The sequence below is a fragment of the Dankookia rubra genome, assembly GCF_004355005.1.
GTDB classification, from domain to species: domain Bacteria; phylum Pseudomonadota; class Alphaproteobacteria; order Acetobacterales; family Acetobacteraceae; genus Paracraurococcus; species Paracraurococcus ruber_A.
In genome coordinates, this window is record NZ_SMSJ01000031.1 from 13,117 (window position 1) to 39,509 (window position 26,393).

Genomic DNA, 26,393 nt, shown 5'->3' on the forward strand with positions numbered 1-26,393 from the left:
CGGTCTCCTCACAACCTGTCTCTCCCGACTAAGGCGCCGCGCTGAGGCGCAGGTTTCCCGCGGATTTCAGCCGCAACCTTGATGCTGCAAGGTCGGAACGAGGGCGGGTTTTCTTTCCGAAATGCCGGAGAGTCTCCGGACCTTGAGGGTAGCCCGATTTAACCCTCAAGCTTTAGCGCATTGAAAAACCAAGATCTTTGGACCGAGCGCCGGCGCCTTATTCAGCGTTTCGACCGCCCACCAGTCGACGCGGCGGACGAGATCAGCTTTCTCCCCCAAGCCCTTGCCTCTCGCGGAACTCCGATAGACCATCCCGATCCATTCCTGATCGGAGGCAGCCGCCCTGCCTACACCGCATGACATTTCCGGACTGATCGCCTGGGCCAAGCGGGAGGAATGGCGCGGCGCCGTGGCTGAGTTCCTCGGCCGCCACACCGCCAAGGCCTGCACAGCTGTAGGTATCGAGATGCAGGAGATCGCGGATGTTCTCGGCAACGATGCCGCCATGGTCGTTTGGGGCGCGGCCTTTGAGGATCTGGTCGCCACCGATCTACCTGACGGGCGCAATCTCGCAGACGACTATCTCCGCCGGCGCGGCTGGAAAGAGGGCGCGTCCACACGCGAGTACATTGCGGGCCTGCGCCGGTCGACGATCAGCCTCTATGAGGTGAGCGGGCTCGTGCCGGGCGAATCGATGCAATTGCGCGACCTGGTCCGCGGCGGCGAGCCAGTGCGCGTGTCGGAGAAGCTGGGCTCCCAAGGGCTACGACAGTGGGATCGCGTTGCCACGCGGGTGATTCCCTTGCGCGCGAGTGCGGTGATCAGCGGCACGCTGATGCCCTTCGACCAGGACACCAGCGAGGCGCTGCTTGCCTCGCTCCGGAAGGCCGGGACGAAGGCCCCCCGCGAAGTTGCCAAGGTCGCGCAGGAGTTCGGTATCGAGACGGACGCGAAGGCTCTGGCCGGCATGATGACCCCGGACCTGCTGCTCGCCGGTGCCGCCTTCATGGTCACGAATTTCTGGCTCGATGCGGCGCTCAAGGCGGCACAGGGTGGGAATCGGCCCGATCTGGTCAACAGCGAGGGTGATCCGCTCGAGTTCACCACACTGCACTTCCCCTTGCTGGCGGGCATCAAGCCCGAGCAGATCCGCGCGGCGCTGGCCACCGTCCCAGCACTCCGGCAGGAAGATCCGGACTTCTGGAACTGGTTGGACGCGCCCGGAGCGGCGCCGCAGACCGCGCCGCGTCGGGGAAAAGCCCAGACCTTCTTCAGCAAGATGGAGGACGGGTCCTTGGTGCTCGGCACGCTGGCACTGAAGGGGCGTCGCCTGTCACTGGAGGTGAACTCCACCGTGCGGGCGGAGCGCGGCCAAGGGCTGCTTGGGCCCGTGCTGGCCGGCTTGGTTGGTCCGCCCCTCATCGAACGGACCGACCTTGAGCAGATGCTGGCAGCCGAGCGGCCGCCCCCGGAGCCGAGCGGCCTGTCGCCAGAAGATGAGCGCGCGCTGATCCGCCAGACACTGGAGGACCACTACCGGCACATCCTCGACCAGCCGATCCCCTCTCTCGGCGGCAAGTCGCCCCGCGCGGCGGCAAAGTCACCGAAGGGGCGTGAGAAGGTCGTGGCTTGGCTCAAGATGCTGGAGAACCACTCGGCCAAACGCCCAGCTGGGGACCCGATCGGCGAGTACGACTTCGGCTGGATGTGGCAGGAGCTTGGAGTTCAAGCTTTGCGGGGGTGACCCTTCTCCAGTCGGATCCCCTCAAGCCGTTCTCTGCAGTGGTGACCAGCGCCGTGCAGCGCCAGTTCGGCCCCGGTACGCACGTGGAGTTTGATACTACGCCCGAACAGGCTGCAGGGCTCCTTCTACGAACGGTGACCCCTCGCCAAAGCTTGCACCATTAGCCGCTTGCGGCTCCAAGGCCGGATCCCTGGAATGCAGGCGCATTCCCGCCGGTGCCTACGTTGCGAGTTGGTGTTTCCATCTCTTGGTTATTCGATCATCAGAAAAAAAGCGCCCGTCTCTCCTTACCGTCCTCGAAGAGGTGTGCTGTGCGATGTTGGCTTCAGAGTTTACTAGTGTTCATTTTGGCTGGCTGCACAGGCCCTCTCAATACAACAGATTACACGACAGCTGACATCGAGACCCTAAGACGCGCGGTTGTGTCAGTTGGCTCAGGTTCCTTTCACAGCGCCATCGCCGGCTTTTGGGACGACACCTTTCGTCCGGCCGGTGTTCAGCGGCGCCCTTTTGCCGTTGCTTACACAAGCAGCCAGCCCTCTCGGCGCGATGCGGAGAACGCCGCCACTCAGCAATGTGCTAAGCTGAGCGGCGCAACATGCAGGCTAGTGTTCGTAAATGGAGAGCCCGTCGGATGGGCCACAAGCTTGCGGTACTTGTTTGGGAAGGTCAGTGACCCACAAGCTCAGCTAACTATAGCGGAGATAGACGACCGAGGTTACGAGCAAAGGTCGGCCTTTGCCGAATGGGAAGCTCGGGTCCAACATGCCAGAGCAGAACAAGAAGCTGAACAAGCTCGGGCCCGCGCCGCTGACGAAGCCGAGATGGCGGCGCGACGTGCCGACGACGACACCTACAATCAAGTGCAGCAGCAACGTGAAAACAGAGCTGCCGCTCGTCAAACAGCGCCTCAGCCGGTGCCGCCGCAGCGGACCGCTGGCGGCGGGCATGTTCCAAACACCTTTCGAGACGCCCCTCCAAGCAGCTCACCGGGACAGTCACCATCCGACGCCCGGGTGCGCGAAACCATCGTGCGCGAGAGTGTCAGCGCCTACCTCGCTACCGGCCGGCCCTGTGCCTGCCCCTATAACACGACGCGGAACGGCGCGTCCTGCGGCGGGCGGAGCGCATACAGCCGGCCCGGAGGTGCCGCACCGCTCTGCTACCCGTACGACGTGAGTGACGCGGAGGTAGCTGCTTTTCGGCAGAGCCGCCATTGACGTGTCGGATCATACACGAGGCGCTTCCCTCCGACCTGGCATAAGTCGATGAAAGTTTCACGGTGCTGGCGTTGTGTTCCAGAGAGGGAAGCCGGCATGGCTCTACGGACGCGTCGAATGAGGCCCTTAACTCTAACCTTTCTCGCTCTGATCTGCGGCCTGCCTGGCGCGGCCGCTGCAGCGCCGTCGGCCTGCCCTCAACACCATCCGGGCGGGGCGGCGCCCGACATTGTCCGCCCCCAGCTCGCAGCCGAGACCCGGGAGCTATGCTTCCGCGAATATGCTGTCGTCCACAGCGGTGTCTCGCGCACTCCGCTCGCCGCTGCCGAGCACCTGACCCGCGAGCGGGTGCAGGCTGCGCGGGAACTACGCCGGGAGAACGCCTTCCACGAGGAGGAGCGGCTCCCGCCCGAGCAGCGCGCCCGCTTGGCCGATTATGCCCGCTCCGGCTTCGATCGCGGCCACATGGCGCCCTCCGGCAACATGAGCACGCCCGAGGCGCAGGCCGAGAGCTTCAGCCTCGCCAATATGGTGCCCCAGGATCCCGGCTCGAACCGGTGCCTATGGGAGGGTATCGAGAGCGCTGTGCGCGACCTCGCCGTGCGCGAAGGCGAGGTCTGGGTACTGACCGGGCCGTTGTTTCAGGGCGAGACGCTACGTCGGCTGAACGGGCGGGTGCTGGTGCCGACGGGCCTCTACAAGGCCGTCTACCTTCCGTCCCGCCGCGAAGCCGCCGCCTATGTAGCGCCGAACGCGCCAGGGATGGAGTGGCGAGCCGTGCCCGTGGCCGAACTGCGCGAGCTGGCCGGAATCGACGCTTTCCCAGCGGCGCCAGCTGAGGCACGCACTCGTACCCTGCGGCTGCCGGAACCGAAACCGCACAACGTGGGCGGCGCGTGCGAGCGGGGCGAAAAGGTGGCGGCGAACCAGCCGCCACCGCCGCCGGGTGGTCAGATGCAGCCCGGCCCGGCCGCTCCGTCGGCCGCGCCTAGCAGCGGCTTTGGTGCGGGCGGCTACACGCTTGTGGCTGTTGCGGCGCTCGTCGCCGTGGTGGCCGGCGTCCTACTCTACCGCGTGCTCGGCCGGCGCTGACCAGGGGAGGATTAGTTATGGCCATGGAACCCTTTGCCGACGAGGCCTCAGCACTTCAGGTTGGCGGTCTGAAAATAGAGAACCGGCTCGACCGCGTGTCGCTGTACGGCAGCCTTGATCTGACCAGAGATAAGGCGGGCCTGCGGCTTGCGCGCGAACTGCACACCATCCTCGAAGCCGTGGTGGCCGCCTTGCAGCGTGAAGACACCGCGTTGCCGGAGACAGTGCAGACCGCCCAAGGAGAGGACACGGTCAAGAACCCCTTCGGGTAACCAGCACGTCGGTGATGGCAGCTGGCAAAACCCGTCTTCCCGCCCGGGGACTGGTGACCCTCCGAATATCCACTTTTGGAAGAGAAGTTGCCGTCTCCAAGTCGACATAGACCGACCGTTATCTGCTCCATGCGTTTAGTCGAGACCGCAAGCAGCCGAGGCTGAGCCAGGCTCGACCGTCTTGCGCTGCGTGTCGGAACCATCGCGCGACCTTGGGGCGCTTCGCCGCGCCAACGCCGTGTGGGACGTCACTCAACGCCCATCACCAGGCCCTCGATGTCGTGCTTCTGGACGACCGGGACGAGCTCGTCGGCGACCCGGCAAACGAGGTGGTCGCGTACGGACCGCGGCAGGGCATCGTGGTAGTCCGGCGTTACCATCATGTCGTGCAGGGCGGCATGGCCGGCGCCGGGGGCGTCGACGCCGAGTACCAGCACCGGGCGGGCGATCGGCGAAGGATGCGCCGTGCCGCGGTGGATCGTCACCGCCGAGCGGCAGGAGATGTCGCCCATCCGCGGGTACTTGCGCACGCCCCTGTCGGCGAATCGCGGCCAGATCTCCGCGGGCGGGAACATTTCGTGCTTCCACCCGCGCCCGTCCAGCCACTGCGTGCCGGGGGCAATCTCGAAGGGACCCATGTCCGGGGTCACATCTACGCCGGTGAGGTTGAAGGCAAGCGACGTGAGGCGGCGCTGCTCGCCCCAGGTCTCGGGCGGCGAGGGAAAGTCGCGATGCCAGGGCTGGTTGCGGGCGCCCTGGACGGGGACGTCGAAGCCGACCTCGACGATCTCGTACTTCGGGCCGAGCACCGCCTCGCACATGCCAACGACCCATGGGTGCGTCACGAGGTCTACGAAGCCGTGCAGATCCTGCGGGTGGATCTCGACATACCAGCGCCGGGGGCCGCGCCCGACGGCGCCGCCGGGGCGTTGGATCGCCGCCCAGAACGCGGTCATCATGTCCTCGCGCATCCGCTCGGCCCAGTCGCGGGGGAAGGCGCCCTGCAGGCCGGTGATGCCGTCCCTGTAAAGGGTATCGACGTGGCCGGCGATGTCGTGGGTCCGGAGGCTCTCGTCTGCGGTCGGTCGCGACTGGATCGTCATGGCAAGCTCCTGCGGCGGCGCTGCGCTGATTTCTTGATGGACCGGATCTACCGGTTGGCACTCCGCCCCGCTCAGGCGACGAGGGCCGGCTGCCCGGCGGGGGCCGCCTCCGCGGACCACCGTGCGACGAAGGCGAGGGCGTCCCGGACCTGGGCAAAGTAGAGCTCGGCGTGGTCCTCGTCGCGCAGCATCACGCTCCAGCGGGTGCCGCCAGAGCCGAGGTGGTCGAAGCACCAGCAGAAGCAGGCGGGCAGGCGGCACGGGCGCTCGTGGCGGCCGACGCCAAGGCCGGCGAAGGCAGTCTCAGGGATGACGACCCGGGCCGCGAAGACCTCCGAGAGAGAACTATCGGGCAGCAGCTCGCCGCCGAACACGCCGGTCTCTACTAACATTCAGCCGCCCTCGCGTTTCCGTGAGGTTCGTATGCCGCCCCCGGCCACCGCTTGAGAAGTCGCGAACTTTCGCGCCGGAAATCCACTCATGGTTGCGGTTCCGGCCGTCGGTGTTCGGCCGCGGCGAGGCGGCACATCGACACCCTGGGGCGTGCGCCGCCCCACCTGGGCCGCGCCGTCGGGGGGGATGTGCGGCGCGGATCAAAGGGCAAAGCGGGCAAGGGCGGTCCCGTCGAGGTCGACGTGGAGATCGTGTTCAGCGCAGGCGGAAGGGACCGCTCGAACACTCGCCCGCCGCTCCGAAGGACAAGTCGCACCATCATAGGCGGTCCTCGGCGGTGCACCGCGATGCTGTTGCCGCCTTGTCGGATCGCCCATGCGGCCCCCCCCGTGGCACGAGGGCTTACCAGGTTGGGCTGCGGTGAGGCCCCGACCAACTTGCTCCGGATCGGCCGGCGCCGCCTCAAGCGCCGTCCGTACAGCGACTGCTTGCCTCCCGGAGCTCGGGAGCAGCGCGGACGCGCTCAGCCGGAGCCTCGTCGCCCGCGGCCCGAGCGGGACCCACTCCCTACGCAGCGCAGGACTGCCCCGAGAGCGTCTTGCTGCTTCACCCAGCCTGCCGGGAGCGGCTCCAATAGCCGCGGCAGGCCCAGCTCCGGCGGCTGCCGCCCGTCAAGGAGCGCCTCCACGTTATCGGGCGCCAGCAGCGTCAGCCGCAGCAAACTGCCGAGGTATCCCCGCTCGATCTTCTCAGCCGTTGCCATCTCGCTGATCGAAGCATACCGCCCCTCGTCCAGCAGTCGCTGGTAACGGAACGCCCGCGCCAGCGCCTTCACGAGCGCTGGGTCACGCGGGTGGGCATCTGGATCTCGCCAGCCGACCGTACTGGCGTCACCACTGTCTTTCGCCCCGGCCGCTGCCGGATGGCCAGTGGCACCCGGACCGTGATGTGGGTCGCCATGCTCATGCGGCGGCCACTAGCGCGTCGGGCGCGACTGCGGTGAGGTCTCGCACCAAGCCGGCTAGGCCCTCTACCCGCAGCCGGATTTCGCCTCCGGTGGACCCGCCCACCACCCGCTCCGCCAATGCCCGCACAATCCGCCTACTTCATGGGGAAGAACTCGCCTCAAAGGAGATCGAGCCGGCCTAGCGCCGCTACCCTTCGACCGATGTCTCGGACAACCTGCCGGGCGGGACAGCGATAGGAGAGTGTTGCGCCGGATCTTTTCCGACCACGTCAACGGAAGTGGTTCCGTCGAAGTGGAAAGACTGACGCCGTCTGGCACACCTACTGGCGCTTCCTGCGATCGGGCGCTACGCCCTACTTCCGGTCTGGAGGCGCTTGGGTGATTATCCTGGCGCATCAACACCGGTCTCACTAAATCGCTGCCATCAGCCGAGATACTGCAGTATGACAACGAGTCGGTTCAGCCTTGACTCCCGCTACTTTCCCAACATTTCACCCCGCGCATTCTACTCGCCGCACGATCTGGCTGTTCACATGAGGGCCGATGCTATTGATCTCATGCGCCTCGGGGATCAAAACTATCGGTTGCGATGGCTGGAGGATAGGCTACCTATATTAGTACACGAATACCAGCACTCAGTTGATCATCTTGGTACCGTTGCTGGCCGTAAGTTGCTTGACAGCCTCCTGTCCGCTTTGTTCGGGCTTTCGCAGAAGCTGCGAGGCGGCCCCCGTGAACTCCCTCGCATGATTGCCTACCACGATCTTCAGCGGCGGTTTTACCGAAAGGCCTATTTTACCGAGTTTAGACCAGACTACAGGTCGGCTGGGCCCGGACGACCACGCTGGCGCTGGAGTACAAGCATCGGAACCGGATTCGATAGCGAAGGGCGACTAAACGAGAACGACCCAATCTTATTTGTTCGATTCACGGATGAAGACCAGAAGGTGCTAGTTTCGAGGCAACCTCTCACCGCTGCGGCCCTGTTTGAGACCCGCGCAGTGTATGCTGAAATCGACCATGATGCCCGAACGGTCGCCGGAAAGGGCGAGGGCAGCCCCGAGTGGAAAAAATTCAACTTGCGTCAGCAGGAGATGTTCTACGACCAAAGTCTGACGCTCTACTCCGCTCCGGCACACATTGTCGCATCCCAGGCGGGCATTACCGACCCAATCGACGCCTACAGGTTAGCAGCTAAGGCCGCCGGCATTGTCCTAAACCTAACCCCTGAGCTCGAACTCGATTGCGAATTGCCAAAGCGATTCGCAGGGGAAGCCTTGGGGCGGGCACGTCGGCTCCAAGAGATTCTCGACCTTGGCTACATCTTCGCTGCGCTTGCAGTGTCGGCGCCGAAATACGAAGGAGACGACGACGCCTGGTTGAACGGGGCGCTGGCGAAGGTAGGACTACCCAGCAGCGAGTATATACTGGACGCTGCCTGTAAATATCTCTCTTTGCCCACGTCGAATGAACCTGGCGATCTGATGCAGATCTATCTGAATGCTGTATCTGCTGGCATTGGAAACTTCCAGCGGCTGCGCGGCAGCTACGGTCTCCTCGATTTCGAACACATGACGAAGTGCGGAACGAATTACGGGCCGATGGCGCTCCCCCACGTGGTGCTAGCGAATGACGCGTTGGCAGCTTCGTTGATGCCCGTGATCAGCCTAGTGGACCAGCGTACGATGTCGAATGCATCGCGCCTTCTGCACGATCATCTCGATGAGTTCCTTGATGCTTGCCGTTGATCATGTGCCATCAGCGCAAATCCAATCCAATCCCTTGCGGGCGATCAGCATTGAGATAGTCGTAACAGGGAATACTAAGTGGATAGCAAGAATGGCGTCGGCGACAGCGCGTGCGACTTCAACGTAAGCACCTGGGTCAGAGGAAACGATCGTGCGTAGATGCTCGTTGCCGCATACAGCAGCTTGCAGAGCTTTCCGGTGCCGTGCAAGCCATGTCTCGCCAGCTATTCTGGCACGTTCACCCCTGGTTTGGCGTGCGGCGAGCCCATCAACAAGACTTATATAGGACGCTCCATCTGGGCCATCGAGCGCGGCCTCTCCAATCAGCTCCCATAAGCGGTCTTCGCTTACGTTCGTTAAAAACTCTACGTTTTCATTTGTTGACATATTGGATCCCATGGGCTCCCCTGCCGCTAAGCTGTCAATAACAACCCGAGCGTGATCGCGCTAGCGGATCGGCGTGCCTGCAACGTGCGCGCTTCTATGCCGTGACATGCGAACCCATGTGACCTGCTTCTTTGTCCGCTCGTTGGTGCCGAGCAGGTTCTCACGCTGGATGCCTTTTGAAGCCGCATTTCGCCTCTGGCGGGCAGTCCGGGCCGTTAGGGCGCAGGCTTAACCAAGCCCCGCCACTTCTTGCTGCGCGGCCCATGTTACCGGGAACGGAGCCAATAGCCGTGTCGGATCCATACCATCGGGCTGCCGCCCGTCCAGGATCGCCTCAACGATGTCTGGCGCCAAGAGCGTCAGCCGCAGCAGCGTCCCCAGGTACCCCCGCTCTATTCGCTCTGCCGCGGCCATCTCGCTGATCGACGAATAGCGCCCCTCGTCCAGGAGACGCTGGTACCGGAACGCCCGCGCCAGCGCCTTCACCAGAGCCGGGTCGGCGCGGGTGGGCACCTGGGTCTCGCCGCCCGACCGCACTGGCGTCACCACCGTCTTCCGCCCCGGCCGGTGCCGAATCGCCAGCGGCACACGGACCGTAATGCTGGCTGCCGCGCTCATGCTGCCACCCGCTCTGCGCCGGACGCACCCGCGCCGAGGTCACGGACCAAGCCAGCCAGTCCCTCCACGCGCAGCCGGATGTCGGCTCCGGCCGGCCCGACTACCACCCGCTCGACCAGCGCCCGGACGATCCGCGCCTGCTCCGCAGGGAAGAGCTCGCCCCAAAGCGGCTCGAGCCGCTCCAGCGCGTCCCGAACCTCCATTTCGGTTAGGTCCGGTGCTTCGACCCTCGCCGCCAGCCAAGTGCCGACTACGATCTCCGGCTGCCGCAGCAGCGCCCGCACCTGGTCCACAACCGCCGCTTCGATCTCCGCCGCTGACACCCGCCGCACGATGCTGGCGTCCCCTGCAGCGTCGCCCTTCAGCACCCGCTGCGCCACGTAGTAGCGGTAGAGCCGGCCATTTTTCACGGAGTGTGTCGGCGACAGCGCCCTGCCATCCACCCCAAAGATCAGCCCCTTCAGCAGTGCCGGCGCATGCGCCCGGTTCTGGTTGGCCCGGACTCGCGGGCTGATCTGCAGGATGGCATGCACCCGCTCCCATAGCTCGCGCGGCACGATTGCCTGGTGCTCGCCGGCATAGACCTGCTCCTTGTGCACCACCTCGCCGACGTAGGTGCGCAGGTTCAGGATCTTGTAGACGTCACCCTTGTCGAGCGGCCGGCCCGATTTGCTGGTCATGCCCTCCGCCTGGAGCCGCTTGGCGGTCTCCGTGCCGGAGCCCGTCTCAGCGAACAGCTCGAACACCCGCCGGATCCGCGCCGCCTCGGCCGCGTTCGGCACCAGCTTCCGGTCGCGCACGTCGTAACCGAGCGGGACCTTCCCGCCCATCCACATGCCTCGGGCGCGAGAGGCGGCGAATTTGTCGCGGATGCGCTCTCCGATTACCTCCCGCTCGAACTGGGCAAAGCTCAGCAGGATGTTTAGCGTCAGCCGTCCCATGCTGGTCGTCGTATTGAAGCTCTGCGTGACCGAGACGAAGGTCACCCCGTGCGCCTCCATGGTCTCGACCAGCTTGGCGAAGTCCATCAGTGATCGGGACAGCCGGTCGATCTTGTAGACGACAATGACGTCGATCCGGCCCAGTTCGATGTCGGCCAGCAGGCGCCGGAGCGCCGGCCGCTCCAGCGTGCCACCGGAGAACCCGCCATCGTCATAGTGGTCGCGCACCAGCACCCAGCCCTCGGCGCGCTGGCTGGCCACGTAGGCCTCGCAGGCGTCTCGCTGGGCGTCCAGGGTGTTGAACTCCTTCTCCAGCCCCTCGTCAGTGCTCTTGCGCGTGTAGACCGCGCAACGGAGCTTCTTGACCGTGGCGGGCATCGCCGGCTCAGGCAGTTTCCTGCGGCTCATGCTCCGGGCCTCCCCTTCAGCCCAAAGAAGGTCCAGCCGTTCCAGCGCGTGCCGGTGATGTGCCGGGTGATGGCCGACAGGGAGCGGTAGGGCCGGCCCTCGAACTCGAAGTCGTCGGCGCGCACGGTGACCACGTGTTGGACGCCGTCATACTCGCGGAGCAGTCGCGTGCCGGGCAGCGGGCGGCTGTCGGCGCGGATGCGGCGGAGGACGATGTTGCCGCCGTCCAGCTGCTCGCCAAGCGCCTCCAACCTGGCCCGCGTCTCGGGCCTCAGGCCTCCATAGGCCAGCTCCTGGATGCGGTAGGCCAGGCGGCTCTGGATGTATGCCTTGTTGAACGGCGGCGGCTCCTTGCCGAACAGCTCGCGCCACTGCTGCTTCAGGTCAGCGATCGAGGTGGTCTGGAGCGCCGCAAGGCGCGGCAGCACCTGTGCGGGCGGGATGGTGTGGATGACCGGCGTGGTCGGCACGGGCTCGGTCACAGGTCTGCGTCGGGTCATGCGGAATCCCTCTCTATGAGGTCCGCATGCACGCTCTGGCGGGCGGTGAAGTGTAGCGAACTCTCTCCGTGAGCGCCGGCCTGGGCGGCGTCGTGGGCTAAGTCTTCGGCAGTGCGGCAACGAAGCCGCACCAGGCCGGCCGCCAGGATGGTGCAGACCTCGCGGAGGTGGGGTGGTAGGACGAGAAGAGCCGGCGCTTGGCTCGGCCCGATTTCCGTCTTCGTTCCGGCCGAGCACGACCGGTTGCCGGCTCGCCGCCTGCTTGTGTGAACTGCTTCGCATGAGCGATCCACGGACATCATCACAACGACCACCCGCAACGGCCGAGGAACTTCCCATGTGGAAAGCGGCGCTCGCTTGGTGTGATGGAGCTCTGGTCCAGAATCTTGTGTGCTGCCACGAGGCATACCGAGATGCTTCGAGAGGCGGGGGATCCGAAAACCCTTTTCCTACGGCTGCGGATGGCCGGCGCGTCCGCTTTATCGCCCTCGGGGAGGGTGGAATTGAGGTAGAAGCCTCGCGAAAGCGCCAAGCGGCGGTTGAAAACATAGAAGCCGATTTCCGGGAGCGCATCGGAAGCCGAAAAATATTTCTGTCTGGCCTTCGATCCGCGCCTATTCCTGAGAACGCACGTACCGCCATCCCGGTGGATTGGGCTTCTTTCTTGATTTTTGATTGGGAACACAGTGCCGTAACGGCATTCAAGGTAACTTTCGTTGGGGTGACTGGGCGTGCTGTGGGCGTTCAACCTCGTCAGCCCATAAAGAGTGTCCCAGACGAGCAGCTCGAGTGTACCGACCGGCAATCGCGTAAACCACCCGGCAGAGCGTCTTACTTGCCGATGATCAGTGAAGCGCTCAAAGCCTTTGCACAGGAAAAAGGTAAAATGCCTGCCGAAATACTGGCTGCGGCCGATAACAGTTCGGGTTTGGCGAGGAGCTTGGAAACCAAGCTGCGAAAAATGCACCCGACGGTCGATCAGAGCAGACTGCCAAGCGTGGAGACGATAAGAAAGCATGTCCGCGAACTTGCCGCACCGCAGATGGTCGAAAAAGGTGGGCGATAGGGTATCCACCAACAAAGTATCGCCCACCGCTGTTTCGACCAGCGGACACGTCGTAGCTGTCCGGTATGGACGGCGCAAACCTTACTCATCCTGATCGGAGCGAAGCACCGCGCTCTGCGACTTCGGACAGCGCCACCCCTGGTGTAGCGCTGGGCACCACCAAACCCATCTCTTCGTCACTCGACGAGGCCATCCAATATTCCTTCACCTTGGGCCACGACACACAGTCGGTCTGGACCGATGTCCGCTGCCTCAGATGGTCAGACCTGGCGGTTTTACTCACCACCCATCATGTCGGGCCGAAGAAGGGCTCGTGCATTGTCCCTGCCACTTTTTCCGGCCAGAGGCGGCATAAGAGCGATGCTCAGCGCATTGATGTCGTGTTCCTAGACAGCGATGCCGGAGCGAGCATGGACGAGATCAGCTCCGCGGTCGCAAAACACGGCTGGGCCGCCGTTATCAGCTCCACGCACAGTCACCTGAGTTCGAGGACCCGCGTCAAGCGGAGCAACTGGGACAAATTCCAGACGACTGCCGCCGACAAGGCCGCCGCGCCAGCAGCCTTTCTTCAGAAAGAAAAGGGCTTCCTGCCGCACATTGCCGCCGGCGCAAGTGTGGCTGGCGAAGATGTCGATCACGTCACTTTTGAGCATCAGCCCTGCCCAAAGTTCCGCATTGCAATCCCATTGCTGCATCCCTGGCTGGCGGCCGACTACGAAAACCAGGGCCAGGCAAACGCCGCATGGAAGGAGCGCATCGAGGCGCTGGCTTCGGCGCTCAGCCTGGATCACGACCAGTCCTGCACGGATACGTCGCGGTTGTTCTACCTGCCGCGCCGCCCGACGGACGGGCCGCTGCCCGAGACGAGAGTGCTCCAAGGTCAGCCGTGTGATCTCTTTTCCCTTCCGAGCGCCCCTACTCCGGTGGCTGCCATGGCAGCCCTGGGCGCTTCAGGTCAGGCTCAAGCGTCGGTAAAAGAAGACACCACCGCGAAGATCGTTTTCGAGGATCCAGATACGAAGGAACACCTCGATCTACGTGCTTGGGCGCGCACTCACGCCAGCCGGTTTGAGATGGTAAAAGCGCTGCATACTCGCCGCCCCAGCATATTCGTAGGTAAGGTCGCCGGCGGTACCAAACATCATATTCGTTGCGTAAATGAAGATCAGCATACCAATGTTGGGTCTGATTTTGCCACCATAGTTATTAATGCGGGCGAGAGCAGCAGTAAGGGTTTTGTCTACCATTGCCGGCATGCCCATTGCGATGGCGTTGATCGGCTGCTCTTCCTGCGGCAAATGCTGGAACAAGGCTGGCTGCGCATTGGCGATTTGACTGCGTCCGAGTTTTTATCTGACCGAAAATCATTGAATCATGTTGTGCCTGGAATCGCTGGCGGCTGTGAAAAGAAGTGGCTTGAAATCGGGTCCGACGCGGAAATTGGCTTTCGTGTTAGAGAAGAACTGGTGCAGCGCTTTAATCACGTCGTTTTTGATGATGGCGAGTTCTGGTATTATAACCAGCTCCATTGGGAGACAATCTCGACCGAAAGCCTTTGGTGCGCAGTCTTCGCCTACGATGGGGCGCGTTTCTACACGCCCACAGGTGAGCCGTCGAACGTCAAGCTAAGCAAGGGTCGGGTCGAGAGCATCCTGGCCTGCATGAAACCACTGCTATGGCGTCGCAGGTTTTTCGCGGAAGCGGCCGCGGGCATTAACTGCTCTTCTGGTTTCATTAGCTTTGCCGCCGATGGCACCCCGTCTCTGGTCGCCCATAGCCCAGACCACCGGCACCGGCACGTCATCGCCGGACATTGGCCCTGCAATGTCAGCACCGACGTGAAGGCAACGTCGCTCCTGCACCGCCTGCTCCACGGATGTTTTCAGAACGATCACGACAGCGACGCCAAGATGGATTTGCTAGCGGAAGTGGCCGGAATCGCTGCCCTTGGCCAGGCCACTCGTATCGTGCAGCCCAAAGCCCTCATCTGTGTCGGCAAGCAGGCAGAGAACGGCAAATCCCAGATGCTGGCCATGCTCCGTTCCTTACTTCCCAAGTCGGCCGTCAGCGTGATCTCTCCGGCCCGCTTCGCCGACCGTACCTTTGCGTGTCATCTCGTCGGCAAGCTGCTCAATGCCCCCGATGAGTTGGCGGGCACCGATGCCATTGCATCGGACATGTTCAAGCAAATAATCACCGGTGACCCGATTTCCGTGCGGGATGTCTATCGCAGTGCCTTTGAGTTTGAACCCTGTGCACAGCACGTCTACGCCACAAACACGCTGCCGGTTTTCAAGGACGGCATGGACCGAGGCGTTCGACGGCGGCTGCTCGTTCTCACCTTTAATCGCGTCATTCCCAAAGAGGAGCGGCTGGAGCGCATTGGGCAGCGGGTCGGCGAAGAGGAGGCCGACCTATTACTGGACTGGGCAGTGCGCGGCGCGGCGCGACTGATTGCAACCCAAGCCTTCACCACACCGGCGTCCTCGACGGAGGCACTGCGGGACTGGATGTATTCGTCCGATCCCGTTCTCGCCTGGCTCGAGAGCGGCGAGGTCGAGTTTGGCCAGAGCAGCCATGTGCCGGAAACCCGGGTCAGTGTGGCGCACGACAAGTTCCACCGTTGGGCCAGTGAGGAGGGGTTCTGTCGAGATCGGCTGCCGGCGGTGAACAGCTTCAGCCAGCGCGTCGAAGCGGCCGGCAAGGGCGTCACAAAGAAGCGGACAAGTGAGGGTGCGCGCTTCGTCGGTCTCGGTTGCACAGGGGCGGGAACGGACGGTGGTTCGGGACTGTGGAGGCGGTGACGCATGGATGACGCTGGAATGACGATGAACACCTCGCAAGTCACTGAAAGTGTTGAGATGACGCACTTTGGCCCAGAAGGTTTCCTTATAGGGGGAGCCTATCTAGATGTTCTAGATTCGCATCTATCCCCCTGCGCACGCGTATGGAGACCTTTGAGTCCAAACTGCGCCATCTCAACACTTTCAATGGCTTGTGGGCTGATAACCGTCATCGGTGCAGCACTTTTGCACCATTTTGAAATGATCTTTTGAAAGAGTTCGTCGGGCGTGCCGCCGAAGCGGCAGGGTCAGTGCTCGGCACAATACCGATTTTGCGAGGAATGATCATGACCGACGCCACGACTAAACCGACAGCCGCGTCGGTACCTTTCCCGCCTTACAAAATGGCGCGGTTGGACGAGCTGATCCCCTATGCCCGGAATGCGCGCACCCACTCCGACGCGCAGGTGGCGCAAATCGCCGCGTCAATCCGCGAGTTCGGCTTCACCAACCCGATCCTGGTTGACGGCGAACGTGGCGTCATTGCCGGCCATGGCCGGCTGCTCGCCGGCCGCAAGCTCGGCATGATTGAGGTACCAACGATCGAGCTTGGCCACCTCACCCCGGCTCAGCGGCAGGCCTATGTGTTGGCCGACAACAAGCTGGCGCTAAATGCCGGCTGGGACGACGACCTGCTGCGCATCGAACTTGGCGAGCTGCGCGACGATGGCTTCGACCTCGGCCTGATCGGCTTTGATGCCGACGAAATTGGGCGACTGCTGATCGACAATACCGACGGCCTGACCGACCCCGACTTGGTGCCCGAGCCGCCGGCCAAGCCGGTCAGCCGGCCCGGCGATGTTTGGATCATGGGTAAGCATCGGCTGGTCTGCGGCGACAGCACGGACCCGGCCGTGGTCGAGCAGGTGCTGGCGGGAGTGCGACCTCATCTCATGGTCACCGATCCGCCCTATGGGGTGGAGTATGACCCGGCATGGCGCAACCGGGCGGGCCTCAGCACGACACGTCGGACCGGCGCCGTCGAGAATGACCACCGGGCCGACTGGCGCGAGGCCTGGGCGCTGTTCCCCGGCGACGTCGCCTATGTCTGGCACGGTGCCCTGCAGGCCACGACGGTGGCCGAGAGCCTGACGGCCTGTGGCTTCGACATCCGTGCCCAGATCGTCTGGGCCAAAGACCGGCTGGTACTGGGCCGTGGGCACTACCACTGGCAGCACGAACCCTGCTGGTATGCGGTCCGCGGCACTGGCCATTGGACCGGCGACCGCAAGCAGACCACGCTCTGGCAAATTGCCAGCACCGGCCAGGACGCCGAGACGGTGCACGGCACGCAGAAGCCGGTCGAGTGCATGCGCCGGCCGATCGAGAACAACTCGAACCCGGGCCAGGCGGTCTATGAGCCCTTCAGCGGCTCGGGCACCACGATCATCGCCGCCGAGATGTCCGGCCGGGCCTGTCATGCAGTCGAGCTGTTGCCGGCTTATGTCGATGTAGCAGTTTTGCGTTGGCAGGCTTTCACGGGCAAGGACGCGATCCAGGAGGACTGCGGGACGTCGTTTGCGAACACCACCACCGCCAGATTTCAGGAGGCTGTTTAAGATGATCCAGGGTATTATGTTCGAGGCCACCGAGGTGCAGCGCCGGCAAGTCCGAAGTATGGCAGCTGTTGGCCTCCCGCAGGATGATATTGCCACACTGCTTGAGATCGACGCTAAGACGCTTCGCAAATACTTTCGTCGAGAGCTCGACTCTGGTTCGATTGAAGCTACCGCCAAGGTCGCCCAATCCCTGTTCCAAATGGCAACGCAGGGCAAGAATGTCGCTGCGGCGATTTTCTGGATGAAGGCGCGTGCGGGCTGGCGCGAGAAACACGAGGTGGCAGTGACCTCGCCCTCCCTTTCTCATATTTCCGACGCCGATTTAAACAGCCTTATCGTAGAGGAACTTATCAAAGTGGTACCAAATCTCGTTGAGCGAAAGCCAGAGACGGCCAGCTGACGAGCCATTCAAAGCGCCACATTTAGGAGTTTATACAATGACCGCTCAGTTTGCCATTCTGAATCGCGAGGCAATTGTCCTTGCGGCGGACCGCGATCCATCCGCGAATGGAAAAGAGGCGGGAACGAATTCGCGCAGCATGTTTTCACTCGGCCCAAGGAATCAAATGGCAATCATGGTTTGGGGCAAGGACAATTTTGCCGGCGTTCCTTGGACGATGCTGGTAGATACATTCAAAGCCGAAGCCGGACGCAAAAGTTTCAAGACGGTCGCAGACTGCGGCACGGCGTTCATGCAATTGCTGAAGGACAAACGCTTTCGCTCGGACGGAGCGGCGACCACCACTGATCCTAAGCTCATTTTGCACAATCTCGAGAAACTCTGTTCCGAGCTTCCGGAAGGAGTTGCAACATCCGACGCTGAGCAAATACGTAGGCTCGCTTGCGCGGACTTTATCGCTGACCTTCGCAATCACGAACAGATTCCAGGCGCTCCGTCGCCCGCTCAGTTTCTTTCGAAGATCAATAGGGGACTTCTAAGAAACCTCGCGAAAGCAATGCTCGGGGCCAAAATTACTCCAACTCTGTTAAAGCAGATAGAGTGGATTAGCTTTGAAGCGGCGACGAGGAAGATTGCTTCGGGAAGTGAATCGGGGATCATAATTGCTGGATACGGACACACAGAGCATTTCCCCAGCGTGCAAGAATACATTATCGATGGACAGTGCGGCAATTTTACCCGGAGCTGGTTGCGGGATAGGCATAGCATAGATGGTGCATCAGCAAGGTCGCAAATTTTAGATTTCAGTGCGAGTGGCGGTCTACAAACAATTATAAGCGGCATCGCTCCTGCGTACGTCAGCTTCATAGGCGAAGCATATTTTGAACTGATAGACAAAACGTCAAACTATGCTCTTGGTGCGAATGGCTCGTTAGCTGGTGGCGCTGTCTCTGGGCAAAAATCGGAATGCCAGACAAAATCGGAGCTACTGCAGGAAACCCTTGATGATCTAATAAGGCTCCGCAACAAAATGTTTACTATCAAGCTTTTGGACCACATCGGCAATTTATCGAAGGTTGACTTAGTCGACCTCGCATTGACACTTGTTGAAAGCGCCTCTCTCATGACAAGGATTTTCTTTTCGACCGAATGGAATGGCAACCTGGTTGATTTAGCCGTAATTTCCAAGGAAGATGGATTTGTTTGGGCTGGCCAGCCAATTGCACACAAATCCCTAGAATGCGCGTTTGCTTCGGAGTCCAGCCGAGCCTCTACGGTCGCGCCGAACTCGGCCGCTTAGGCCGATGAGAGATGCCAAAGCGTCCTTGTCAGGCTCCCCTAGCCGAGAGCGGATTGCCGCGCTGTGCTGCCGGGCCTCTGATCAGGAATCCGGAATGCCGAACACCAAGCCTGGACGGACACCCGAGACGTCGCTCTACGCCGCGGTCAAGGCGCACCTAGAGCGGTTGAGCTACGAAGCCAAGGGCGAGGTCTGCGGCTGCGACATCGTCGCCGTGCGGCCCGGTGAGGCGCCCTTCCTGGTCATCACCGAGCTCAAGCTCGGACTGACGCTGGAGCTGATCCTGCAAGGGGTCGACCGCCTTGCTGCAGCGGACGAAGTCTGGCTCGCGGTGCGGGCCACTCGCCGTGGACGTGATCGCGACGGCCGTGCCCACAAGCTGTGCCGCCTGCTCGGCTTCGGCCTCCTCGCAGTCGACCCGGGGCGGCGCTCGGTCGAGGTCCTAGCCGAGCCGGGACCCTACCGGCCACGGACCAACGCGAAGCGCCGATCTCTCCTGCTCAACGAGCACCAGCGCAGGCGCGGGGACCCAACAGTGGGCGGCGCATCCCGGCAGCCCGTCATGACGGCCTACCGCCAGCGCGCCCTGGCTTGCGCCGAGCTGATGCGCGAACGGCCGCGGCGCCCGCGCGACTTGCTGGAGGTTGCCCCGGACGCGGCCGGCATCCTGCTCAGGAACGTCTATGGCTGGTTCGAGCGAGAAAGCCGGGGCATCTACCGACTATCCCGAGCGGGTGAAGCAGGCCTGCTGCACTGGACCGAGGTGGACGGCGCGTCTGTGCCCGATGCCGCGCCCCCGCCGGCCGCAACTGCGGATACTGAGATGGCGTTTACAAAGGGCGTGAGCGGCTGACGCCCGCTCCGACCACCTCATCCGATGCCGGACGCGGACCGCCGACCGAGGCCCTGGCCGGTCTGGTCGAGCGGGTCACCTTCCACAATGCCGAGACCGGCTTCTGCGTGCTGCGGGTCAAGGTGCGGGGCCAGCGCGACCCTGTCACCGTGGTCGGCCACGCGGCGCTGATCTCGGCCGGCGAGTTCGTCAGCGGCTCGGGCACCTGGGTCAATGACCGCACCCACGGCCTGCAGTTCAAGGCGACCTTCCTCAAGGCGACCGCTCCGACCACCCTGGAGGGCATCGAGAAGTACCTCGGCTCCGGCATGATCCGCGGCATCGGCCCGGTCAATGCCAGGAAGCTGGTCGCCGCCTTCGGCGAAGCCGTGTTCGACCTGATCGAGCAGCAGCCGGACCGCCTGCGCGAGGTCACCGGCATCGGCCCGAAGCGTGCCGCCCGCATCGTCGCCGGCTGGGCCGAGCAGAAGGTGATCCGCGAGATCATGCTGTTCCTCCACTCGAACGGGGTCGGCACCTCCCGGGCGGTGCGGATCTACAAAACCTATGGCGCCGAGGCCGTGCGCCTGGTCAGCGAGAACCCCTACCGCCTTGCCCGCGACATCCGTGGCATCGGCTTCCGCACCGCCGACCAGATCGCGGCCAGGCTCGGCATCGAGCGCACGGCCATGATCCGCGTGCGGGCCGGCATCTCCTTCGCCCTGGCCGAGGCCATGGAGGGGGGCCACTGCGGCCTGCCCGAGGCGGAGCTGGTGGACCTCGCCCAGACCCTGCTGGAGATCACAGGTGAGCTGGTCCGAACCGCCCTCGGCCTGGAGCTCGAGGCCGGCGAGGTGGTCGCCGACACCCTGGAGGAGCAACGCTGCATCTTCCTGGCCGGCCTGTACCGGGCCGAGCGGGAGATCGCCGAGCGGCTGCGGCAGCTTGCCGTCGGCGCGCCGCCCTGGCCGGCAATCGATGCCGACAAGGCCATTTTCTGGGTAGAGGGCAAGACCGGCCTGACCCTGGCCGAGAGCCAGCGGGCGGCGGTGCGCGTGGCGCTCGCCGCCAAGGTGCTAGTCATCACCGGCGGCCCGGGCGTGGGCAAGACCACCCTGGTCAACTCCATCCTGAAGATCGTGGCGGCCAAGGGTCCCGAGATCGCCCTTTGTGCCCCGACCGGCCGTGCTGCCAAGCGCTTGGCCGAGAGCACCGGGCGCGAGGCGACGACCATCCACCGCCTGCTCGAGGCCGACCCGAAGGAGGGCGGCTTCAAGCGCAGCGACCTGCAGCCGCTGGCGTGCGACCTGCTGGTCGTGGACGAGTCCAGCATGGTGGACGTACCGCTCATGCGGGCGCTGCTGAAGGCGCTGCCCAAAGGCGCCGCCCTGCTGCTGGTCGGTGACGTGGACCAGTTGCCCTCGGTCGGGCCGGGCCAAGTGCTGGCCGACATCATCGCCTCCGGCGCGGTGCCGGTGGTGCGCCTGACCGAGGTGTTCCGCCAGGCGGCCGGCAGCCAGATCGTCACCAACGCCCACCTGATCAACCGCGGCAAGATGCCGGACCTCACGCCGCAGGAGGGCTCGGACTTCTTCTTCGTCGAGGCGGCCGACCCGGAGACCGGGCTGGAGAAGCTCCTGGCCATGGTCCGTGACCGCATCCCCCACCGCTTTGGCCTCGACCCGGTCCGCGACGTCCAGGTGCTCTGCCCGATGAACCGCGGCGGGCTCGGGGCGCGGTCGCTCAACATCGCGCTGCAGAAGGCGCTGAACCCGCCGGGCGAAGTGCGGGTCGAGCGCTTCGGCTGGACCTTCTGTCCCGGCGACAAGGTCATGCAGGTGGCCAACGACCACCCGCGCGAGGTCTACAACGGGGACCTCGGCATTGTCCGCAGGATCGACCTGGAGGAGGGCGAGCTGGTGGTCGACTACGAGGGCCGGGAGATCGCCTACGGCTTCGGTGAGCTGGACGAGCTCGTGCTGGCCTACGCCACCACCGTCCACAAGAGCCAGGGATCGGAGTACCCGGCGGTGGTCATCCCGGTCACCACGCAGCACTACCCCATGCTCCAGCGCAACCTGATCTACACGGCGGTGACCCGGGGCAAGCGGCTGGTGGTGCTGGTGGGCCAGCGGAAGGCGCTGTCCATCGCCGTCCGCGGGCAGCAGACCCGACGCCGCTGGTCGAAGCTGAAGGAGTGGCTTGCCGCGTAGTCCGAATGGTCACCAGTGACCCAGAAGAACCAAGCCAAGTCTGTCACGTTAGCGGCTCGAAATCGTCCGGCGTATTCGCAGGACATGCCGCAATCGGAGGAGGCATCATCGTGGATTCAGATCGCATCGCCGGCGCCGCCCAGCAGGCGAAGGGCAAGGTCGAGGCAGCCACGGGCCGGCTCACCGGAGACACAAAGCTTCAAGTGGAGGGGGGCTACGACCAGGCGGTCGGCAGCGTTCGGAATGCAGCCGGCAGGGCTGAGGATGCGGCTGAAGCGGCCAAAACTGAGCCACAGTCTGAGGTGGAACACCTCCGCGCGGAGGTGGAGCGGCTCTCTGCCGAGCCTGCCACACCGCGATTGGATGCAGCTGCCAGGACGGCCGACCGCTACGGCCAGGAGCTCGATCGATACCTGGATGTCGTTCGGGAGCGTCCCTTGACCGCGATCGGCATAGCGGCCTGCGCTGGTTTCCTGCTCGGACGGCTAATCAGCGGCAACAGGTACGTGTATCGGATCTGACGCTCAGGAAGGCAGCGTCTACCCGACGAAGCAGTGGCCGGAGCAGAAGATCGACGCCGAGGTCGCGCCAATGATGACGGTCGGCCGCGCGACGGCGTCCGACGATGTGCAGGTGGATACCATGGAGTTCCTGCGCAATCCGGCCTTTGGCTGACGAATAGCGCGGAGCGGGATCAGCTATCCGACTGCGCCTTCCCCCGCGCCAAAACGCCACTGAGGCGCTGAGCAACTGCAGCCCCTGTTACCTGCGCCCGATGCGACAGGCTGCGCTCCCTCTCCAGCGCCATTGCCTCGCCGAAGGACAGAGCATAGCCATCATCGATCAACCGCTTCATCGAGGGCAGCATGTCCGGCAGTGCGGAAAGCATGTCGCGGGCCATCGCGCGCGCCGTCGGGAGCAGCTCGCTTATTGGCAAAACGCGGTTCACCAGACCCCATGCTTCGGCCTGCCGAGCACCGACGAAGTTGCCGGTCAGCGACATTTCTTTGGCGCGGCCCGGTCCAATGAGCCGTGGCAGCCGCTGCGATAGTCCCCAGCCAGGTAGCACCCCGACCCGGGCATGGGTGTCGGCAAAGCGCGCCTCGTCCGAAGCCAGGATGATATCGCACGCCAGCGCCAGTTCGAAGCCACCGGTAATCGCCACGCCGTTGACCGCGGCGATGACGGGGCCGGTAAAGCCTGCCAAGGCCGCCACCGGATCGGCACCTTTGCTCCCGAGCGCTGGCGCTTCACCGGCCGAACCAAGCTCCTTTAGGTCCAGCCCGGCACAGAATGCTCGGCCGCTGCCGGTAACGATTAAGACTCGGCAGGATGGCTCTGCTGAGAGCTGGGTGACTGCGTCCGCAAGCGCCTGACGCAGCGCGGCCGACAGTGCATTCATCGCTGTCGGGCGGTTCAGGGTGAGAACGGCGTAACCCTCCGGCGCCTGCTCTAACAGCACAAACTCATCGCCCATATGCGCTTTTCCTTTCCGGCGTTCGGTATGCTGTTGCGACTTTATCTCCTGCTGCCACCCCGAAAAGGGCCCGACGGCTGAGGCGAGCTGGTGCTTCGCGGTACGCAATGACATTTCAATGTTGCGGGAGTACCTCGAATCCAGCCATGCGGTGCCCCAAGTCGCCGATATCACCCGCCGCCGCGACGCGAGCGGCGATCGGCAGCAGCTAGGGGAGCATCCCATGGAGCTCGATCTCAGACTGCAGCGGGCCCTCGATCGGGTCGAACTCGTTAGCGGCACGATTGGCAACCCAGGCGACGGCAAGATGTGCCTGATGTCGCTCGTGGCATTCCTGGCGGGAGAGGAGCACTCCGACTCGCCGGGATGCGCTTCGCCGCTGATCCAGGCCTTCGCTGTCCGTATCAACGACAACATGCCCCACAAAGCTCGGCAGCGCCTCAAGGCGTTTGCGCCGCGTATCATCGGTACCAACGATGGACATGACGGTCTGCGTGCGCAGGTCCTGCGTCGATTTCTGACCAACGGAACCCTGGCTAGAACATTAGATTGCGGTTTGACCGAGCCCACGCTGTCTGCATCGACCTCGGGTTTCGCGCTTCGGCGGCTCTGGCGTTGGCTCCGCAAAGACCACGATCAGCGTCTGCTCGAGTGTTCTCTGTCGGTCGATGATGGTGTCAACTTGGCGGGTTATGCTGCGCGCCTGGTCACCCGATTGGCGCGTAGCGCTCCAGATGCTCGGGTGCAGGACGAGTACTGGAATGCAGCGATCGGGCTCGTCGACGCGTTGTGCGATGTGGGTGCGACGAACCGGCCTGAGCAAGGCATACCAGCCGCTCGCTTGGTGCAGCTGGAGAGCACACATCGTGGGCACGAGGAAGCGACGTGGCCGAGGGAATCCTTTTTACCTCCTTACCTGCTGCATTGGTAACATATGTTCGAGTGCTGAGGCTTTGCCAGAGCGAGCGACGACTAAGCACTCTTCACCCCTGATGCAGCAGCGGGTGCAGTAAATTGCCGCTGCGATGGTGCTCATGATGGCGGTTGGCCGAACGATGACGGGCAGGCCGATGTTCCGGAGCTTCTGCGCAATCGCATTCTCAGCTGATTGGGCTGCCGCCGGCGCACGGCCCTGTGCGAGAATGCCGACGCGAATCGGCCGCAACGAGACCCGGAGGCCACATGGCGACCAAGACAGCGGAAAAGCCAAAGAAGCCCGCAGCGAAATCTGACGGCGGCAAGCCGAATGCACTGCAGAAACCCCTGAAACCGTCGGAGGAACTGAGTGCAGTCGTCGGCACAGGCCCCCTCCCGCGTGGCGAGGTGGTGAGCAAGGTATGGGAATACATCAAGGCCAACAACCTGCAGAACCCGGAGAACCGCCGCGAGATCCTGGCGGACGACAAACTTCGGAAGGTGTTCGGCAAGGACAAGGTGACGATGTTCGAGATGAACAAGTACCTCGCTCAGCACTTGAAGTGACGCTGCGGGAGGGCGGCTGGCAGGATCCTCAGTGTTCCGACCGCGACGGACTGTTGCCTACAAAACGGCAGTACCCTTTGCTTATGCAGCAATCCTCCGGGAACTACTTTTTTTGCCCAGAACACTCGCTTAGCGGGTCAACGCGACTGCGGGCAGGCAGTCGCTCGGCAGGGTCCAGTCGGGATTGCGCAGCAAGGCGACCAGCGCGCGGTCCTCGCCGCGATTCAGCGCCGCTTGGCGCTCCCTGAACCGCGCCGGCCAGTGGCTCTTCACATAGGTCAGGACCGCCTCCACCTCCGCCGGCGCGAGGCGGCCGTCGAAGGCCGGCATGGCGGACCCCGCTCCCGGGTTGCTGCCTCGGACGACCAGCCGCAAGAGCTCGGCGTCAGCGTGCTGCCAGGCATGGCCGGTGGCGTCGAGTGGCGGGATCCGCTGGCCGGGCGGGCCAGCAACCCGGCCCTGCAGGCTCGCCCCGTGGCAGTCGGCGCATTCCTCGGCGTAGATGCGGGCGCCGCGGGACAACTCCGGGCCGCCCAAACTTGGGGTCAGGGCCAGGGCGGCGCCGACCGCGCTGACACCCGCGATTAGGACTGATGCCGCCAAGCAGCCGGCGAAGACCGGGCTCTGCATCGGGATGATCGGCATGGTTCGCTCTCCCCCGCCGTGCTCACCGAGCCGTGGGCGACGGCAGGGTGGCGAGCTGCTGCACGGCGTGCTGCCCGCCGTATTCGGCGTGCTGCATCCCATAGTAGGCGAAGAAGAAAATTCCGATGGCGGCGGCGAAGCACCCGCCAGCACGACCCATTTCGCCGAACGGCCCACGGCGTCCGGCATGCACCGCGTGGTGCAGCGCGGTCGGGCCGTGCAGGAACATCGCCGCCAGCGCCACGATGGTCGGTAGGTGGCCAATGGCGTCCATTCGTCCGAAATCGACGATGGCCGCGGTGAAGATCAGGCCCAGCCCGAGGATGCCGAGCCGCAGCATGCCATATCCGGTCAGGATGTAGAACGCGAAGGCGAATTCGACGAAGCCCGCCAGGACCAGGAAGGCATCCGCCGGGATGCCGAGCGTCAGGTAGGGACGCGCCGCGAGCAGCGGGAAGGTCCATTGCGGATAGGCCCACTTCTCGGTCGCGCCCCACATCAGGGTGACACAGATGGTCGCGTAGAGGATCGGCATCCGCAGCGCCCGCGCCCGCTCCGACGTGCAGGAGGTCAGCACCATGTAGACGGCGATGCCGAGGAACATCGGGTAGTCGGCGAGGTGGAATGCGCCGTATTGCGCCACGCCGTAGCCGTAGAGCACCAGGATGCCGATGCCGCCGAGGGCACAGCTGCGGGCCGAGAGCATGCTGATGGCGATCCCGAACTGCAGCCAGGCCAGCCACTCCGCGGCGGTCCGCAGTTCCGGCGTGAGGATGACCCCGCCGTTGGTGAAGAGCGCCACGAAATAGGCGCCCGTCCCGGCGCGCAGCAGTGTTTCCGCGGCGTCCGGATCGCCGGGCCGTCCGAACTGGGGCCATGCTCTGGCCACCAGCCGGTCGAGCAGGAAGCTTCCGGCCACCAGCAGCGCGAAGCCGCCGAAGGCCAGCAGGAACTGTAGCGTCAGCACGTCGGCGAGCGGCTGCGGTGTCTGCGTGACGTCATAGGACGCGAACCATTTGATGTGTGCTTTGGCTGAACCCGGCAGCAGGGAGAGCACCGCCGCCATCGCCAATGCAGCTTGCCGCAGGAAGGCGTTGGTGCGCGGCGTGCGGGAACGTCGCGGCAGCGACGACGATGTCAGTGCGAACGGCTTCATCGTGACTTCCTCGACGTGACGCAGAGG

Annotated in this window: 23 protein-coding genes; 14 read left to right on the plus strand and 9 right to left on the minus strand. The window is 63.8% G+C overall.

Annotated elements, in window-relative coordinates; translation table 11 throughout:
- Window positions 1-409: 409 nt before the first annotated feature.
- From E2C06_RS20005 to E2C06_RS20020, 3 genes are all read left to right on the plus strand, one after another.
- The gene (locus tag E2C06_RS20005) at window positions 410-1,744 is read left to right on the plus strand and encodes a hypothetical protein (RefSeq protein WP_133290387.1); all 1,335 of its coding nucleotides are present in this window, start codon (window positions 410-412) and stop codon (window positions 1,742-1,744) included.
- 1,316 nt (window positions 1,745-3,060) lie between these two features.
- Entirely contained in the window at window positions 3,061-4,056 is a 996-nt protein-coding gene (locus E2C06_RS20015; RefSeq protein WP_165982510.1) for a DNA/RNA non-specific endonuclease, read from the plus strand.
- A gap of 17 nt (window positions 4,057-4,073) precedes the next feature.
- Window positions 4,074-4,328 (plus strand): hypothetical protein, encoded by a 255-nt coding sequence (locus E2C06_RS20020; RefSeq protein ID WP_193560482.1) that lies wholly within the window; start codon window positions 4,074-4,076, stop codon window positions 4,326-4,328.
- A gap of 248 nt (window positions 4,329-4,576) precedes the next feature.
- Here E2C06_RS20020 and E2C06_RS20025 read toward each other — a convergent pair whose 3' ends face one another.
- Together E2C06_RS20025 and E2C06_RS20030 are read right to left on the minus strand one after the other, a co-directional pair.
- Window positions 4,577-5,431, minus strand: a complete 855-nt coding sequence (locus tag E2C06_RS20025; protein ID WP_133290390.1) for a phytanoyl-CoA dioxygenase family protein — start codon at window positions 5,429-5,431, stop codon at window positions 4,577-4,579.
- A gap of 71 nt (window positions 5,432-5,502) precedes the next feature.
- Entirely contained in the window at window positions 5,503-5,823 is a 321-nt protein-coding gene (locus tag E2C06_RS20030; protein WP_133290391.1) for a hypothetical protein, read from the minus strand.
- A gap of 1,714 nt (window positions 5,824-7,537) precedes the next feature.
- Here E2C06_RS20030 and E2C06_RS20040 point away from each other — a divergent pair.
- Entirely contained in the window at window positions 7,538-8,539 is a 1,002-nt protein-coding gene (locus E2C06_RS20040) for a hypothetical protein (protein ID WP_133290392.1), read from the plus strand.
- On the opposite strand, the gene E2C06_RS20045 is transcribed toward E2C06_RS20040, so the two are convergent.
- The 4 genes from E2C06_RS20045 to E2C06_RS20060 all read right to left on the minus strand — a co-directional run bounded on the left by E2C06_RS20045 (window position 8,540) and on the right by E2C06_RS20060 (window position 11,393).
- On the minus strand, window positions 8,540-8,938 hold the full coding sequence (locus tag E2C06_RS20045; protein WP_133290393.1) for a hypothetical protein: 399 nt from the start codon (window positions 8,936-8,938) through the stop codon (window positions 8,540-8,542).
- A 216-nt stretch (window positions 8,939-9,154) separates the two neighbouring features.
- Entirely contained in the window at window positions 9,155-9,544 is a 390-nt protein-coding gene (locus tag E2C06_RS20050) for a hypothetical protein (RefSeq protein ID WP_133290394.1), read from the minus strand.
- Window positions 9,541-10,893 carry a recombinase family protein gene (locus E2C06_RS20055; RefSeq protein WP_133290395.1) on the minus strand — a complete coding sequence of 451 codons (1,353 nt, stop codon included), beginning with the start codon at window positions 10,891-10,893 and terminating at the stop codon, window positions 9,541-9,543. The genes E2C06_RS20050 and E2C06_RS20055 overlap by 4 nt, the downstream gene beginning before the upstream one ends.
- The gene (locus tag E2C06_RS20060; RefSeq protein ID WP_133290396.1) at window positions 10,890-11,393 is read right to left on the minus strand and encodes a DUF2924 domain-containing protein; all 504 of its coding nucleotides are present in this window, start codon (window positions 11,391-11,393) and stop codon (window positions 10,890-10,892) included. Before E2C06_RS20060 ends, E2C06_RS20055 begins: the two co-directional genes overlap by 4 nt.
- A 337-nt stretch (window positions 11,394-11,730) precedes the next feature.
- Between E2C06_RS20060 and E2C06_RS20065 the strand changes: the two genes are divergently transcribed.
- The 8 genes from E2C06_RS20065 to E2C06_RS20100 all read left to right on the plus strand — a co-directional run bounded on the left by E2C06_RS20065 (window position 11,731) and on the right by E2C06_RS20100 (window position 22,127).
- On the plus strand, window positions 11,731-12,459 hold the full coding sequence (locus E2C06_RS20065) for a hypothetical protein (RefSeq protein ID WP_133290397.1): 729 nt from the start codon (window positions 11,731-11,733) through the stop codon (window positions 12,457-12,459).
- Between the two features lie 65 nt (window positions 12,460-12,524).
- Complete coding sequence (locus E2C06_RS20070; RefSeq protein WP_133290398.1) at window positions 12,525-15,263, plus strand: DNA primase family protein; 2,739 nt, start codon at window positions 12,525-12,527, stop codon at window positions 15,261-15,263.
- 326 nt (window positions 15,264-15,589) lie between these two features.
- Window positions 15,590-16,861, plus strand: a complete 1,272-nt coding sequence (locus E2C06_RS20075; protein WP_193560483.1) for a site-specific DNA-methyltransferase — start codon at window positions 15,590-15,592, stop codon at window positions 16,859-16,861.
- A 1-nt stretch (window position 16,862) separates the two neighbouring features.
- Window positions 16,863-17,261 carry a hypothetical protein gene (locus tag E2C06_RS20080; RefSeq protein ID WP_133290399.1) on the plus strand — a complete coding sequence of 133 codons (399 nt, stop codon included), beginning with the start codon at window positions 16,863-16,865 and terminating at the stop codon, window positions 17,259-17,261.
- A 37-nt stretch (window positions 17,262-17,298) separates the two neighbouring features.
- Window positions 17,299-18,561: a hypothetical protein gene (locus tag E2C06_RS20085; protein WP_133290400.1), complete on the plus strand. Its 1,263-nt coding sequence runs from the start codon at window positions 17,299-17,301 to the stop codon at window positions 18,559-18,561.
- 94 nt (window positions 18,562-18,655) lie between these two features.
- On the plus strand, window positions 18,656-19,414 hold the full coding sequence (locus tag E2C06_RS20090) for a DUF2161 family putative PD-(D/E)XK-type phosphodiesterase (protein ID WP_133290401.1): 759 nt from the start codon (window positions 18,656-18,658) through the stop codon (window positions 19,412-19,414).
- Window positions 19,411-21,606 (plus strand): SF1B family DNA helicase RecD2, encoded by a 2,196-nt coding sequence (recD2, locus tag E2C06_RS20095; protein WP_133290402.1) that lies wholly within the window; start codon window positions 19,411-19,413, stop codon window positions 21,604-21,606. The genes E2C06_RS20090 and recD2 overlap by 4 nt, the downstream gene beginning before the upstream one ends.
- 110 nt (window positions 21,607-21,716) lie before the next feature.
- Entirely contained in the window at window positions 21,717-22,127 is a 411-nt protein-coding gene (locus tag E2C06_RS20100) for a CsbD family protein (RefSeq protein ID WP_165982511.1), read from the plus strand.
- Window positions 22,128-22,300: 173 nt separating this feature from the next.
- On the opposite strand, the gene E2C06_RS20105 is transcribed toward E2C06_RS20100, so the two are convergent.
- On the minus strand, window positions 22,301-23,083 hold the full coding sequence (locus E2C06_RS20105; RefSeq protein ID WP_133290404.1) for an enoyl-CoA hydratase: 783 nt from the start codon (window positions 23,081-23,083) through the stop codon (window positions 22,301-22,303).
- Window positions 23,084-23,201: 118 nt separating this feature from the next.
- Between E2C06_RS20105 and E2C06_RS20110 the strand changes: the two genes are divergently transcribed.
- The gene (locus tag E2C06_RS20110; RefSeq protein ID WP_133290405.1) at window positions 23,202-24,014 is read left to right on the plus strand and encodes a hypothetical protein; all 813 of its coding nucleotides are present in this window, start codon (window positions 23,202-23,204) and stop codon (window positions 24,012-24,014) included.
- Window positions 24,015-24,265: 251 nt separating this feature from the next.
- The gene (locus tag E2C06_RS20115; RefSeq protein WP_133290406.1) at window positions 24,266-24,565 is read left to right on the plus strand and encodes an SWIB/MDM2 domain-containing protein; all 300 of its coding nucleotides are present in this window, start codon (window positions 24,266-24,268) and stop codon (window positions 24,563-24,565) included.
- Window positions 24,566-24,694: 129 nt separating this feature from the next.
- Here the strand turns inward: E2C06_RS20115 and E2C06_RS20120 are convergent, their stop codons facing one another.
- Complete coding sequence (locus tag E2C06_RS20120; RefSeq protein WP_165982512.1) at window positions 24,695-25,210, minus strand: c-type cytochrome; 516 nt, start codon at window positions 25,208-25,210, stop codon at window positions 24,695-24,697.
- A 22-nt stretch (window positions 25,211-25,232) separates the two neighbouring features.
- Window positions 25,233-26,366 (minus strand): hypothetical protein, encoded by a 1,134-nt coding sequence (locus E2C06_RS37735; RefSeq protein ID WP_165982513.1) that lies wholly within the window; start codon window positions 26,364-26,366, stop codon window positions 25,233-25,235.
- Between the last annotated feature and the right edge of the window lie 27 nt (window positions 26,367-26,393).

What these genes read in the sequence shown, in the direction of transcription:
- E2C06_RS20015 (WP_165982510.1), top strand. Translation starts at nt 3,061, where the DNA reads ATGGCTCTACGGACGCGTCGAATGAGGCCCTTAACTCTAACCTTTCTC.
- E2C06_RS20020 (WP_193560482.1), top strand. Translation starts at nt 4,074, where the DNA reads ATGGCCATGGAACCCTTTGCCGACGAGGCCTCAGCACTTCAGGTTGGC.
- E2C06_RS20025 (WP_133290390.1), bottom strand. Translation starts at nt 5,431, where the DNA reads ATGACGATCCAGTCGCGACCGACCGCAGACGAGAGCCTCCGGACCCAC.
- E2C06_RS20030 (WP_133290391.1), bottom strand. Translation starts at nt 5,823, where the DNA reads ATGTTAGTAGAGACCGGCGTGTTCGGCGGCGAGCTGCTGCCCGATAGT.
- E2C06_RS20040 (WP_133290392.1), top strand. Translation starts at nt 7,538, where the DNA reads ATGATTGCCTACCACGATCTTCAGCGGCGGTTTTACCGAAAGGCCTAT.
- E2C06_RS20045 (WP_133290393.1), bottom strand. Translation starts at nt 8,938, where the DNA reads ATGGGATCCAATATGTCAACAAATGAAAACGTAGAGTTTTTAACGAAC.
- E2C06_RS20050 (WP_133290394.1), bottom strand. Translation starts at nt 9,544, where the DNA reads ATGAGCGCGGCAGCCAGCATTACGGTCCGTGTGCCGCTGGCGATTCGG.
- E2C06_RS20055 (WP_133290395.1), bottom strand. Translation starts at nt 10,893, where the DNA reads ATGAGCCGCAGGAAACTGCCTGAGCCGGCGATGCCCGCCACGGTCAAG.
- E2C06_RS20060 (WP_133290396.1), bottom strand. Translation starts at nt 11,393, where the DNA reads ATGACCCGACGCAGACCTGTGACCGAGCCCGTGCCGACCACGCCGGTC.
- E2C06_RS20065 (WP_133290397.1), top strand. Translation starts at nt 11,731, where the DNA reads ATGTGGAAAGCGGCGCTCGCTTGGTGTGATGGAGCTCTGGTCCAGAAT.
- E2C06_RS20070 (WP_133290398.1), top strand. Translation starts at nt 12,525, where the DNA reads ATGGACGGCGCAAACCTTACTCATCCTGATCGGAGCGAAGCACCGCGC.
- E2C06_RS20075 (WP_193560483.1), top strand. Translation starts at nt 15,590, where the DNA reads ATGACCGACGCCACGACTAAACCGACAGCCGCGTCGGTACCTTTCCCG.
- E2C06_RS20080 (WP_133290399.1), top strand. Translation starts at nt 16,863, where the DNA reads ATGATCCAGGGTATTATGTTCGAGGCCACCGAGGTGCAGCGCCGGCAA.
- E2C06_RS20085 (WP_133290400.1), top strand. Translation starts at nt 17,299, where the DNA reads ATGACCGCTCAGTTTGCCATTCTGAATCGCGAGGCAATTGTCCTTGCG.
- E2C06_RS20090 (WP_133290401.1), top strand. Translation starts at nt 18,656, where the DNA reads ATGCCGAACACCAAGCCTGGACGGACACCCGAGACGTCGCTCTACGCC.
- E2C06_RS20105 (WP_133290404.1), bottom strand. Translation starts at nt 23,083, where the DNA reads ATGGGCGATGAGTTTGTGCTGTTAGAGCAGGCGCCGGAGGGTTACGCC.
- E2C06_RS20110 (WP_133290405.1), top strand. Translation starts at nt 23,202, where the DNA reads ATGTTGCGGGAGTACCTCGAATCCAGCCATGCGGTGCCCCAAGTCGCC.
- E2C06_RS20115 (WP_133290406.1), top strand. Translation starts at nt 24,266, where the DNA reads ATGGCGACCAAGACAGCGGAAAAGCCAAAGAAGCCCGCAGCGAAATCT.
- E2C06_RS20120 (WP_165982512.1), bottom strand. Translation starts at nt 25,210, where the DNA reads ATGCCGATCATCCCGATGCAGAGCCCGGTCTTCGCCGGCTGCTTGGCG.
- E2C06_RS37735 (WP_165982513.1), bottom strand. Translation starts at nt 26,366, where the DNA reads ATGAAGCCGTTCGCACTGACATCGTCGTCGCTGCCGCGACGTTCCCGC.